Origin of the sequence: Flavobacterium sp. UBA4854 (assembly GCF_002399805.1) — a bacterium.
Classification (GTDB): domain Bacteria; phylum Bacteroidota; class Bacteroidia; order Flavobacteriales; family Flavobacteriaceae; genus Flavobacterium; species Flavobacterium ginsengisoli.
The window spans coordinates 6,953-20,057 of the sequence record NZ_DHEI01000053.1; the positions used below are offsets into that span (position 1 = coordinate 6,953).

The following is a 13,105-nucleotide window of genomic DNA, read 5'->3' on the forward strand; positions in this document are numbered from 1 at the left end:
GAAGAAGTAGAACGCTTCGTGACTTCTCCAATTGAGATTTCAATGAATTCTGTTCAAAAGAAAACAAGCGTTCGAAGTATTACAATGTTTGGATTATCGGTTATCAAAATTATTTTTGATGATGGTGTTGATGATACTTTTGCTCGCTTTCAAGTAAACAATTTATTGAAGAATGTTTCTCTTCCAGATGATGTAGAACCAGACGTACAACCGCCATACGGACCTACAGGAGAAATTTTCAGATATATTGTAAAAAGTAAAAGCAGAGACAGTAGGGAATTATTGACTTACCAAAATTGGGTAATTGATAAACAGCTTCGCTCTCTTCCAGGTGTTGCCGATTTAAATGTATTTGGAGGCCAAACTAAAACCTATGAAGTTGGAGTTGATCCAATTAAATTGGCTAAATATAATATTACTCCATTGCAAGTTTATAATGCTGTAAATTCTGGAAACTTAAACGTTGGTGGTGATGTTATTGAGAAAAACGGACAAGCTTTTGTCGTTCGTGGTGTAGGTTTATTAAAATCTAAAGAAGACATTGGAAATATTATCGTTGATGATGCCGGAGGAAATCCTATTTTGGTAAAAAATCTAGCTGATGTTTACGAAAGTGCAATGCCAAGAGTTGGACAAACTGGTCTTGGAGATAACGACGACGAAGTTGAAGGAATTGTAGTAATGCGTAAAGGAGAAAATCCGCAGGAAACTTTGGCTTTAATCAAAGCAAAAATCAAAGATCTTAATGATAATGTTTTACCTAAAGACATTAAAATTGAAACTTTCTACGATCGCGATAATCTGATGAATTTCACGACCGAAACCGTAATGCATAACTTGTTTGAAGGTATTATTCTGGTTACTGTTGTCGTATTTCTTTTTATGGCCGACTGGAGAACTACTTTTACAGTTTCCATTGTAATTCCGCTTTCACTTTTATTTGCATTTTTATGTTTGAAAATGATGGGAATGAGCGCTAACTTATTAAGTTTGGGAGCTGTCGATTTTGGAATTATCATTGATGGAGCCGTCGTAATGGTTGAAGGGCTATTTGTGGTTTTAGACCATCGAGCGCATCAATTGGGAATGGAAAAATTCAATAAAATTGCCAAGGGAAGCTTAATTAAGAGAACAGGAACAGAAATGGGTAAAGCTATTTTCTTTTCAAAACTAATCATTATTACAGCTTTACTGCCTATTTTCTCATTTCAAAAAGTAGAAGGAAAAATGTTCTCTCCCTTAGCCTTTACATTAGGTTTTGCATTATTGGGAGCACTGATATTTACATTAACTTTAGTTCCAGTTCTATCGCATATTTTATTGAATAAAAATGTGAAAGAAAAACACAATCCGTTTGTTAATTTTTGGGATCGAATTGTTTCTAAAGGTTTTGCATGGACATTTAAACATAAAGTAAAAACTTTAATCGCTTCTATCGGAATACTAGCTGCTGTTTTCTTTTCTGCAGGTTTCTTAGGAACAGAATTTTTACCTCAATTAAATGAAGGCGCATTATGGGTTACTGCCGAGTTACCTATGAGTACTTCTCTTCCTGAAAGTGTTAAGACTGCTGCAATAATTAGAAAAGACTTAGAGAGTTTTCCTGAAGTAAAGAAAGTTTTGTCTCAAACCGGACGAAGCAATGACGGAACCGATCCTAATGGTTTTGGATTTATTCAGTTGCAAGTTGATTTAATTCCGCAAAAGCAATGGAAACGTAAAATTTCTATGGACGATCTGATTAACGAAATGGATGAGAAACTGAAAGTTCATCAAGGAATCACTTATAACTATTCTCAGCCGGTAATTGATAACGTAGCCGAATCGGTAGCTGGATTTAAAGCCTCAAATGCGGTTAAGATTTATGGTGATGATTTGAATAAATTAGATCAGTTAGCAAATGAAGTTTTAGCTCAGATTAAAAATATTCCAGGTATCAAAGATGCAGGTATTTTAAGAAATGTTGGCCAGCCAGAAATAAGCGTTATTTTAGATCGAGAAAAAATGGCTGCTTACGGCGTAACTTTAAGCGATGCTCAAGCTGTTTTAGAGTTAGCTTTTGGAGGAAAAACAGCAACTGAAAAGTATGAAGACGAAAAGAAATTTGATGTTCGTGTTCGTTTTTCAAAAGAATACAGAAAAGATGAGAAAGATTTAGAGGAAATTAAAGTTCCAACTATTAGCGGAATAAAAATCCCTTTAAAAGAAATCTGCGACATTAAAACTATTACTGGTCCAGCATTTATTTACAGAGATAATACAAAACGTTTTATTGGAGTTAAATTCTCTGTTCGTGATAGAGATTTAGGAAGTACAATTGCAGAAGCACAATCTAAAGTAAATAAATTGAAACTTCCTGCTGGTTATACAACAGGTTGGACTGGAGAATTTGAGAACCAAGTTCGTGCCAGTGCACGTTTGGCACAAGTTGTCCCTATCAGTTTAATTGGAATTTTTGTTCTGTTATTTATTTTGTTCGGAAACTTTAAAGATTCTCTTCTTGTTTTAGCCAACGTACCGTTTGCTATTATTGGCGGAATCATTGCGCTTCATCTTACAGGAATGAATTTTGGAATTTCTGCTGGAGTTGGATTTATTGCGCTTCTAGGAATTTGTATACAAAATGGAGTAATCTTAATATCCGAATTCCATCATAATCTCAAATCAAAATACTCGCTAGAGGAATCTATTTTTAGAGGAGTCAAAGCCAGAACAAGAGCAGTAGTGATGACAGCATTAATGGCTTCTATAGGTCTTATGCCTGCGGCAATTTCAACAGGAATTGGTTCAGAATCTCAAAAACCGCTTGCTATTGTAATTATTGGCGGATTAATGACAGCAACAGTCTTAACCTTGTTGGTATTCCCGATCTTATTTTGGGTATTCAATAGAAAAAAAGATGTGCCACTTGAATAGGACGCAAAATATTTAGTTTTAAATCAATTTGTTGGGATTTAAAAAGGAAGAAGCATCATTCTAGTAATGATGCTTTTTTTGTTTTAGAAACTTAATTTTAAAACAAAAAAAAGACCTTTTGCTCAGAAAGGTCTTTTTACTAACTCAAAACTTTTAAACTGTTATTTCAAATCTTTCAAAAGCGCAATTGATTCTGCAGCATTTGATAATTCTGCATATCTTAATGCAGTAAATCCACTTTCGTTTTTTGTACTTGGTTTTGCACCATTTGCCAATAAAACTTTAATGATTTCGTACTTGTTGTAACGTGCAGCAGTCATTAAAGGCGTAAGCTCTTCAGACATTAAATTTACATCTGCACCGTACTCAATAAATTTTTGCACAGCTACGATATCTCCTTTACTAATTGCAACATTTAAAGGGTTTGCTGCATATTCTACTAATTCAACTGGATTTTTAGCAGTTGAAACTTCATTTGAAGCCATAGCTACATTTCCAAATGTTACCAAAGCTAGTCCTAAATAAATAACTGATTTTTTCATAATGATTGATTGTTTATTAATTGATTGTTGATGATTTTAATTCTGATGTAAAAGTAATTTATTTCATCGTATTATGCATTACAAAGTACCATGTTTTAACCAATTCTTAACACTTACTTAATAAAACGATAATTAAAGAACCCAAACGTTACCAAATTACTGGTTTTACTATAATAGACTACATAAAAACAAAAATGTTACAATAAATCTTATTTTTTTTTGATCTTTTTAAAATCGGTATCATTTCAAAACTCACAATTATTTTTTTAAATTTACTATAAGATTAAAAATCAAAAACATACAAGTATAGTTGCAAAGCCCTATAACTTCTATTAAGAAGGAAAAAAACAATTCAAAAACTACTAACCTTAAAACAAAAACCATGATTTTTATTAAAAGATTACTAGTCATTCTCATTCTATTTATTTCAATTGTCTTGATTGCAGCTTATTTTATGCCAAAAGAATATTCGGTAGAAAGGGAAATTACGATTAACAAACCAGCTGATAGTATCTTCAAATATGTGAGATCACTAAAAAATCAAAATGAGTTTAGCGTTTGGGCCAATATGGATCCAAAAATGAAAGTTCATTATAAAGGAGCTGATGGTGCTGTAGGTTCTATTTCTTCTTGGGAAAGCAATGTGAAAGAAGTTGGTGTTGGTGAAGAAGAGATTACAAAAATAACAGAAAACAGACGTCTCGAATTTGCGCTCCGTTTTAAGAAGCCTATGGAAGATAATGCTGTAGGATTTATGTCTACTGAACCTATTTCAGATAACCAAACAAAAGTGAGATGGGGAATTAGCGGTGTAATTCCATATCCAACAAATATTATGCTTCCAATGCTAAAAATGGACCAATTGATAGGAAATGATCTGCAAAAAGGTCTAGAAAATTTAAAAGATATAATGGAATAATTTTTCAGAGTTTTAAAAGAAAAAAGAGCAATTCATTTATTTGAATTGCTCTTTCTCATTTCATTTATGTTTTCTACTCTTTTCAATATTCGCTTTATTCAAAATAGCAATCGATTCTGCAGATTTTCCAAACTCAGCGAAATGCAAAGCGGTATAACCTCTTTCATTTTCAAGTGAAGGTTCTGCCCCATTTTCGAGTAAAATTTTAATAATCTCTACTTGATTAAATCGTGCAGCCACCATCAAGGGCGTCATGTTATTTACTATTTTATTGATATTGGCTCCATACTTTATAAATCTCTTGACCGTTTCGATATCGCCTTTACTAATTGCTAGATGAAATGGAGAGTTCGAATAAATTGAAAATTCCGTTTGATTTTCAATTTTTAGTTCACAATTTGATGCTTTTATTTCATTTGTAAAAATGAAAATTAGCCCTAAAATAATTACTGCTTTTTTCATAATGATTGTTTGTTAAATGATTGATGATGATGATTTTCTATTTAGACGACTAAAAAGAGCATTAGGTTGCACGAATAAGGAGAAAAAATAAAAAAACGCAATTTAGGCAGGCCAAAATTGCGTTTCTTTATTGATGCAAAAATAGATTATATCTTAAACTTCTTGCTGTATATATCCTTCAAATCCTTTTCAAATAATGTAAAAGGATCGTTATAAAATTTTATAAAATCGGTTTCACTAATTTGTCCAGGAAAAGGTGCATAATAGTGAGTTGGACTTGTGGTATCATTTCGCCAAACTAAAACATAAGCCAATTGCAGATTTTCAGATTTTAAAGTTTTAAGTAAAACTTTTGTCCACCAATTTTCATTAGGAATTGATTCTAAACCAGTTTCTGTAAACGCAGCTACTTTTTTCCTTTTTACAGCCAAATCAGAAAATATTTTTAATTTTTTCAAACCAGCTTCTAAATCATATTTTCCATCACGCCCAAAATCGGCATAATCATCCATGCCCAAAATATCAACGAATTCATCGCTTGGATAACGCTCTAAATATTCTGCTTCAGAATTAAATTGATTATCGGGAGAAAAAGCATAAATAAAATTGTGAACTCCTAAAGTATCTCTCAGATAAGAAATCGTAAACTGCCAAACGGCAATAAAATCTTCTCGAGAAGTATGTGATTTTCCCCACCAAAACCAATCACCATCAAATTCATGAAAAGGCCTAAAAATCATTGGAGAAAGCTTTCCGTCCTTTGCTTTTACAGAATGTGCAAAATCGGCAATAGTTTTTAAAATTTCTTTATACTGTTCGTTATTAGGACCTCCAGGTTTAATTAAAGACATTGAAGCCGTTGAGATTCCATCTTTCCAGTAAAATCCGCCATCAGACGCTGGATTATTAAAATGCCAAGAAACTGTTGTAATTCCGCCTCTTTCATAAGTATCGATTACATTTTTTCGTAAAACCTCTTTTGTTTTTTCAATCTGTTCTTTAGAACGACCCGAAAAATCGCTAAAATCTATACCAACAACAGCCGGATGCGAACCCGTAACCGACTTTACATCTGATCGATTAGGCTCATTACTCCACCCATGTCCATATTCAAGAGCGTGCTGATGTCCAAAAAGAATATGCTTTTTTGAAATGATTTTTAGATTCTGATATAAGTTTTTAGTTTCTTTTGTCGCATTTTTATCTATTTGCGCAAAAAGAAAATACCCTACAGTAAGACAAACTAATAGGGCATTTTTTTTAGTAATAAGTTTCATGGCTTAAAAAGTTAGTTTAAACCCAAAATTATTACTTTGAAGAAAGGCAATCTGATACGTTTTATTCAATACGTTGACCAATATTATCAAAATAAAGATAATGCTTTTCTTTTTTTTACATTAAAAATCTTTACTTCAGTCCTTTTAAAACAGCTTCAGCCTCTGTCGATTTTGAATATCTTGCATAATCTAATGCTCGTAATCCATGTTCGTTTTCTATGGAAGGTTTAGCTCCATTTGCCAGTAAGATTTTCACAATTTCTACATTATTAAATCGAGCTGCAAGCATTAAAGGTGTCATATTTCGCACAATTTTATTTACATCTGCTCCATACTCAATGCTTTTTTTTACGGTTTCAACATCTCCATTACACACAGCTATGTGCAAAGGCGATGAGAAATAATCTGAAATTTCAATTTGATTTTTAACTGCCAGCTTATGATTGGAAGCTGCTGCAAAATTTGCAAATACGGCAAGAGCCGTCCCTAGAATGATTACTGTCTTTTTCATGATTGATTACTTGTTTAATGATTAATGATTGTGATGATTACTTGTTAGACGCTCATTATACATAAAACGTTGCATTAAAAATGAAAAAAAAAAATAATTTTTCTTAAAAAAGACAAAGAACTGCAATCAGATAGGCTCAATTGCACTTTTCGCATAATTAAATTGGGATAATTTCAGATTAGATTTCATATCGAAAACCTATTTAAACGAAAAAAAGCCTCGCTGAATTTATTTCAGCAAGGCTTTTTATATATTTATTTTTAGCTTAAATCGAAATTATTATTTTGAAGAAAGGTAATCTAATACGTTTTTCTCAATACGTTGATCAATATTGTCGATATCAGCTTTAACAAATTTCTCTCCTAAAATATTCTCATACAATTCGATATATCTTTCAGAAACTGACTCAATATATTCGTCAGTCATATTTGGAATCTGCTGTCCGTCTTTACCTTGGAAACCATTTTCGATTAACCAACGACGAACAAACTCTTTAGATAATTGTTTTTGCTCCTCTCCTTTTTCTTGTCTTTCAGCATAACCGTCAGCGTAGAAATAGCGAGAAGAATCTGGAGTATGGATTTCATCAATTAAAACAATTACGCCATCTTTTGTTTTTCCGAACTCGTATTTGGTATCCACTAAAATCAATCCACGTTTTGCAGCGATTTCAGTTCCTCTTTGAAATAAAGCGCGAGTATATTTTTCTAAAACTAAATAATCTTCTTCAGAAACAATTCCTTTTGCTAAAATGTCTTCGCGAGAAATATCTTCATCATGAGAACCATTATCAGCTTTTGTAGTTGGAGTAATAATTGGTTCTGGAAATTTATCGTTTTCCTTTAAACCTTCTGCCATTGTAACTCCACAAATTTGTTTTCTACCAGCAGCATATTCACGAGCAGCGTGACCAGATAAATAACCACGAATTACCATTTCTACTTTAAAAGGATCACATAAATGTCCAACAGCAACGTTTGGATCTGGAGTTGCAATCAGCCAGTTTGGAACAATATCTTGCGTCAATTCCATAAATTTTGTTGCAATCTGATTCAGGATTTGTCCTTTGTACGGAATTCCTTTTGGCAAAACTACATCAAAAGCCGAAAGTCTATCCGTTGCCACCATTACTAAAAGTTCATCATTAATATTATAAACTTCTCTAACTTTTCCGCGGTAAACTGATTTCTGATTCGGGAAATTAAAATCTGTAGTTGTGATTGTATTACTCATTATCCTTTTAGTTGTGTTGTTTTTAATGAATGCAAATTTAAAACTATTTGAGAGAGCAAACAAAGAAAATATCAGTTCAATTTTTGCAAATTATTTAAAGCTCAAAATTCCTTTGCCAAAAGATTTTATTGACTCATCTAAACTAGAAAGTGTTGTGTCTGTCAATTTTTTAAAATCGGTTGATTTGACAATTAGAATCTGTCCTTGATCTTTAGCTGGCGCATTTGGAACAAAAATCACAGCTGAACCATTTTTATCTTCTTCAATTAAATGGGCCGGTTGCCAAAAATCTCCATTTTTAAACAAAATAGGCAAATCTGTTATGGGTTTAGGTTCTTTATTTCTTTTTAATAATTTTTCTTCTGCTTCTTTTTTATTCTTTTCATAACCTGGCAAAAAGATCATTAATTTCTCGTCTACCCACTTTGTAAATCTTTTTAAAAGAGATAATCGCATTAGAAAACCGCTAAAATAAATTAGAGCTAACAAAATAATTCCGCCTGCGATATCAGTTGCATATTTTCCTAATACAAGATCTAAACGAAGAAAATGTGCAAATTTTTCGCCATAATTCTGAAAGAACTTCCAAACTTTTTCTAACAAAATAAAAAAAACTAAAAGCGGTAATAAAACCAATGCTCCCGAAATGCAATTTCGTTCAACTTGAAGTAAAAATCTTTTCATTGCTAAAACAAATTTAAGGTTAAAAAAATAAGAGCTAACTCTCTGCGAATTAGCTCTTATAAAAATAACTATTATTTAGTATTCAGCGACAAAACTGAATATAAAACATTCTAAATTAAGTTGTTGCAAACTCTTTATCTAAAATTTTAGATGCAATATATTTTGCAACACCGTCTTCTGCATTTGTTTTAATTACTTCCAAATCAGGTAAAGCATCTTTTAAAATTGAAGGCGCATTTCCCATAATCAAACCTTTTCCGGTTGCAGACAACATTTGCAAATCATTAAAACCATCTCCAAACGAAATTGCCTCATCCAAAGTAAAACCTTCTTTTTCTAATACTTTTTCAATTGCAACTGCCTTGTCTACAGATTTATCCATAAACTCTAAACAAGTTGGTAAGCTGAAGGCGTGATGCAAATGTTCTGAAGAATTAGCTAAAACAGCATCTCTAACTTTTACCAATTTCTCGTGATTATCGCAAGAAAAGAAAATTTTGATTGCTTTAAAATCTTCAATTGTTTTATAATCTACCAATTCTGGACGGTATTTTAATTCGGCTTGAAAAGAGTTCAATCTTTCATTCCATTTATTAGTCTGCCATACATTTTCTTTGAATAACACAACTGTAACATCTGGGTCAATTTCTATATTCAAAGCCGCTTTAACCACATCGCTGTCTAAATTGAAAGCAAAAAGTTCTTCTCTATTTGGCGAATGGATTCTTCCTCCGTTAGAACTTACAAGATAAACTGGCACTTCAAGTGTGTCTATAATTGCCATTGCATCAAGATGATGACGTCCTGTAGCTACAATAATTAAGTAACCTTGATTATGAAGTTCTTGAAAAATTGATTTAGTATAATCTGAAATTCTGTGTTGTGGGTTGAGTAAAGTTCCGTCAAGGTCACTTACTACAACTTTTATATTTTTAAGTTTTGTCATATTAATATTCCAATATTTAGAATTGCAAATTTACGGCTTTAAGCTCGGTTAGACAAAGATTACAGGCTTTGAAAGCCAAAATTGAGGTAAGTTTATTATTTATTTAACTATTCCGTTAAATATTGCTGTTTAAACATTTTAAATCTTAACAATTCCAGTTTTGTATAAATTTATCGCTTTTTGGATTATAGCTTCTATTTGTTCCAAAGGCAAATCTTCATTATTATCAAACATCATAATCTTCATTCGTGAGCGATTTTCCTGAATCAGAAAATCTTCATCAAAATGTTTTCCTTCTACAATTCCAATATAAGGCCTTTTGAGTTTTTTATGAATCCATAAATAACAGAACATTTTTCCTTTATAAGAAAAAAAGGGCATTCCGTATTTTAAAGTATTTGTAATGTCTTGATCTTGTCTTAGAATAATTTCTTTTAATGCTAGAAATATCCCTTTTATGGGTTCTTGTTGATTAAGGTAGAAATCATCTAATTGTTTCACTTTCTTTAATTAAAATTCAAAAAAATATTCGTTTTGCACTTTTCAAAAGAAAACATACAAAACGAATATTAATAAATGTTAAAACACAATTCACGATTTACATTTAACATTTCACTAAAATTTATAATTAATCGTGATTCTCGATTTGTTTGTAAGCATCGATTACCTTTTTAACCAATCTGTGACGTACGATATCTTTATCATCCAGATAAATAATTCCGATACCTTCAATGTCTTTCAGAACTAGAATCGCTTCTTTAAGACCAGAAATTGTTCTTCTTGGTAAATCGACCTGCCCAGGATCACCCGTAATCATAAATTTTGCGTTTTTTCCCATACGGGTCAAAAACATTTTCATTTGTGAGTGTGTGGTGTTCTGTGCTTCATCTAGGATTACGAAAGCATTATCAAGCGTACGTCCACGCATAAAAGCAAGTGGCGCAATCTGAATAATTCCTTTCAAAATATAATCCTCTAATTTTTCATTCGGAAGCATATCACGCAACGCATCGTAAAGCGGTTGCATATAAGGATCCAGTTTTTCTTTCATATCACCAGGAAGAAAACCAAGATTTTCACCGGCTTCTACCGCAGGACGCGTCAGAATGATCCTTTTTACTTCTTTATCTTTTAGCATTTTAACCGCCATAGCGACACCGGTATACGTTTTTCCGGTTCCAGCAGGACCAATAGCAAAGACCATATCGTTTTTCTTGATAGTATCAACCAACAATTGCTGATTTGGTGTCATTGCTTTGATAATCTTACCGCCAACACCATGAACTAAGATTTTGTCATGATCGTAAGCTCTTTTTTCTTCTTGACCATCACTCATTATGACACGCTCAATTACATTATCATCAATATTATTGTAACGTGTAAAATGAAGCATTAATCTTTGAAATCTTTTTTCGAATTCGTCTAAAACTTCTTTTTCGCCAAATGCTTTTAAAGTTGTCCCTCGCGCTACGATTTTAAGCTTTGGGTAATACTTTTTAATGATTTCTAAATGGCTGTCCTGCGCGCCCCAAAATTCTTTTGGTGCAATATCTACTAGCTCGATTATTCTTTCGTTCAAATGAAGTAGTTTTAAATTAAATAATTCCTTTTATTATTTAGGGGTTGTCGGGTCTATTTTAGTTTCAGTTTTCGATCGCAGTTTTTAGTTTTTTTCTAAATCAAACTTAATCTTCTGGATATAAATACTGTAACTTGCAAAAACTTTAAAAAATACAAATTGTCTTTTCTTTCTTTCAATTTGTGTTTACTATTACTAGCTTTGCATTTCTCAAATTTAATGAAATTTAGATTTAAATACTATCAATAGTTATAAACAAAATTATGTCAATAATTACCCTTACTACAGACTACGGCTTGAAAGATCACTTTGTGGGGTCGCTGAAGGGTAAAATACTTTCTGAAAATCCAGAGGTTCAAATCATTGACATTTCTCATGACATTGATCCCTTTAATACTGCCGAGGCGAGTTACATTATCGGAGCAGCTTACATGAGCTTTCCAAAAGGAACCGTTCATCTTATTGGTGTCGATATTGAGCGCAATAAGGAGAACCAGCATATCGCTATGCAATGGAACGATCACTTCTTTATTTGTGCCGATAATGGTATTTTAAGCATGCTTACGCAGAAAATCGTTCCGCAGAAAATTGTGGCAATTAATATTCACGATCGTTTCCCGATTGAAGCAACAGATTTAGACATCTTTATTCAAGTCGCTTCTCATTTATCTAAAGGAGGTCTGCTGAATGTAATTGGAAAAGAAATTCCTGCCATTAAAGAAGCTACCGAATTGCAAGCTCTTGTAGCAGATGATGGAAATTCTATAAAAGGAAATATCATTTACATTGACCATTTTGGAAACGTGGTAACGAATATCTCTAAAAAACAATTCTTAGAAATTTCGCGAGGACGTCCATATGAAATCGTGATGAAGCCAAAAAACATCAAAACGATTCTGCCAAATTACTCTGCGATTGCTACTTCAGATAAATATCCGATAAAAACGTATGAAGGAGAAAAACTGGCCATTTTTAATGAAGCTGGTTTTCTAGAAATCGCTATTTTCAGAAGCAATCCTTCTAAAGTGGGTTCTGCAAATAGTCTTCTTGGATTGAATTATCGTGATGTGATTACAATTAAGTTTTCTTAGTTTTTAAAATATTTTTTTTCTCTTCAATAAGAAATCTAATGACGAAAATCAAAGATGTAAATCAAGGAGACCTTTTAACATTTATTAATGGAGAGAACAAATATAAAATTCTTCTTTGCACCGATGTGAATAAAGATCGAAGTCCACAAAACTTTACTTTTTGCCTTTTAGATTATAATAAAACAGAAAAACCAACACTAGATGATATTGAACATTTGAGCTTTTTTGGTGTTGGAAATATGACTAAGAAAAACTCGTACAATTATTCAGAACACGAATTAGAAAAAATGTGGTCTTTACATCCTGAAATAAAACCATGCCTTTTAGGTTCGTGCTCATTGGTAATTTGGCGAAAAGATTTTATGCTCTTCCGTGACAATTTAGAATTTATGGGTAATCTGGAAATTCTTCCAAATATTAATAAAAATGGAAATTGTGGCATAAATGCAAGCAATTGGGACTTTCTAAAAAGTTTTCATGGTGAAAAGCTAAAGAAATTTATTGATGAAAATGGGCAAAAGCTTTTTAATTTAAATGCCATAGCTAAGGCAACTTAGTCACTCAAGATGTTTTTTTATAATAAATGATTCTTTAAAGAAAAAACAATAATCAAATTTGGTATTTTTGCGCACCTGTAAAACTTTAGACTTTAAAAAAACCTAAAATCTGCAATCTAAAATCTTAAATTACAAACATGTTTGTTCGAATAGTAAAAATGAGTTTTCACGAAGAAAAAATCCCAGATTTTCTGGAGAATTTTGAATCAGTGAAAGAGAAAATACGAAATGCCGAAGGAAATCGTTTTTTAGAATTGTATCAGGACAAAACTGATAAAGGGGTCTTTTTTACCTACAGTTATTGGGAAACCGAAGAAGATTTGGAAAATTATAGAAATTCTGAACTCTTTAATAGCGTTTGGGGTTTTACAAAAAAACTATTCAATGC

General features: G+C 32.1%; 14 protein-coding genes. 5 read left to right on the plus strand and 9 right to left on the minus strand.

The features are described 5' to 3' along the window. On the plus strand, positions 1–2,916 hold a 2,916-nt coding region (locus tag B3J44_RS07675), incomplete at its 5' end, for an efflux RND transporter permease subunit (RefSeq protein ID WP_286967550.1). A gap of 161 nt (positions 2,917–3,077) precedes the next feature. Here B3J44_RS07675 and B3J44_RS07680 read toward each other — a convergent pair. Beyond that, positions 3,078–3,458, minus strand: coding sequence for an ankyrin repeat domain-containing protein (locus tag B3J44_RS07680; protein ID WP_286967552.1), 381 nt, complete (start codon positions 3,456–3,458; stop codon positions 3,078–3,080). Between the two features lie 382 nt (positions 3,459–3,840). On the opposite strand from B3J44_RS07680, the gene B3J44_RS07685 reads away from it, so the two are divergent. Further along, the gene (locus tag B3J44_RS07685) at positions 3,841–4,377 is read left to right on the plus strand and encodes an SRPBCC family protein (RefSeq protein ID WP_286967554.1); all 537 of its coding nucleotides are present in this window, start codon (positions 3,841–3,843) and stop codon (positions 4,375–4,377) included. A gap of 60 nt (positions 4,378–4,437) precedes the next feature. Here the strand turns inward: B3J44_RS07685 and B3J44_RS07690 are convergent, their stop codons facing one another. From B3J44_RS07690 to B3J44_RS07725, 8 genes are all read right to left on the minus strand, one after another. Continuing rightward, positions 4,438–4,839, minus strand: a complete 402-nt coding sequence (locus tag B3J44_RS07690) for an ankyrin repeat domain-containing protein (RefSeq protein WP_286967556.1) — start codon at positions 4,837–4,839, stop codon at positions 4,438–4,440. Between the two features lie 146 nt (positions 4,840–4,985). Then, positions 4,986–6,116, minus strand: coding sequence for a glycoside hydrolase family 26 protein (locus tag B3J44_RS07695; protein WP_286967558.1), 1,131 nt, complete (start codon positions 6,114–6,116; stop codon positions 4,986–4,988). Between the two features lie 130 nt (positions 6,117–6,246). Then, positions 6,247–6,627: an ankyrin repeat domain-containing protein gene (locus B3J44_RS07700; protein ID WP_198858114.1), complete on the minus strand. Its 381-nt coding sequence runs from the start codon at positions 6,625–6,627 to the stop codon at positions 6,247–6,249. A gap of 279 nt (positions 6,628–6,906) precedes the next feature. Then, the gene (locus B3J44_RS07705; protein ID WP_198858113.1) at positions 6,907–7,860 is read right to left on the minus strand and encodes a phosphoribosylaminoimidazolesuccinocarboxamide synthase; all 954 of its coding nucleotides are present in this window, start codon (positions 7,858–7,860) and stop codon (positions 6,907–6,909) included. 90 nt (positions 7,861–7,950) lie between these two features. Further along, positions 7,951–8,544 carry a hypothetical protein gene (locus B3J44_RS07710; RefSeq protein ID WP_286967560.1) on the minus strand — a complete coding sequence of 198 codons (594 nt, stop codon included), beginning with the start codon at positions 8,542–8,544 and terminating at the stop codon, positions 7,951–7,953. A 115-nt stretch (positions 8,545–8,659) separates the two neighbouring features. Then, positions 8,660–9,490 carry a Cof-type HAD-IIB family hydrolase gene (locus B3J44_RS07715; RefSeq protein ID WP_198858111.1) on the minus strand — a complete coding sequence of 277 codons (831 nt, stop codon included), beginning with the start codon at positions 9,488–9,490 and terminating at the stop codon, positions 8,660–8,662. 138 nt (positions 9,491–9,628) lie between these two features. Then, the gene (locus B3J44_RS07720) at positions 9,629–9,991 is read right to left on the minus strand and encodes a DUF1801 domain-containing protein (protein WP_286967563.1); all 363 of its coding nucleotides are present in this window, start codon (positions 9,989–9,991) and stop codon (positions 9,629–9,631) included. A 127-nt stretch (positions 9,992–10,118) separates the two neighbouring features. Next, complete coding sequence (locus tag B3J44_RS07725; protein ID WP_144212431.1) at positions 10,119–11,069, minus strand: PhoH family protein; 951 nt, start codon at positions 11,067–11,069, stop codon at positions 10,119–10,121. Between the two features lie 263 nt (positions 11,070–11,332). Here B3J44_RS07725 and B3J44_RS07730 point away from each other — a divergent pair, with 263 nt between their 5' ends. The 3 genes from B3J44_RS07730 to B3J44_RS07740 all read left to right on the plus strand — a co-directional run. Further along, positions 11,333–12,160 carry an SAM hydrolase/SAM-dependent halogenase family protein gene (locus tag B3J44_RS07730; protein WP_198858109.1) on the plus strand — a complete coding sequence of 276 codons (828 nt, stop codon included), beginning with the start codon at positions 11,333–11,335 and terminating at the stop codon, positions 12,158–12,160. Positions 12,161–12,198: 38 nt separating this feature from the next. Beyond that, positions 12,199–12,717 carry a hypothetical protein gene (locus B3J44_RS07735; RefSeq protein WP_286967567.1) on the plus strand — a complete coding sequence of 173 codons (519 nt, stop codon included), beginning with the start codon at positions 12,199–12,201 and terminating at the stop codon, positions 12,715–12,717. A 137-nt stretch (positions 12,718–12,854) separates the two neighbouring features. After that, positions 12,855–13,105: putative quinol monooxygenase (locus tag B3J44_RS07740; protein WP_414654773.1), on the plus strand; the 251-nt coding region annotated here is incomplete at its 3' end.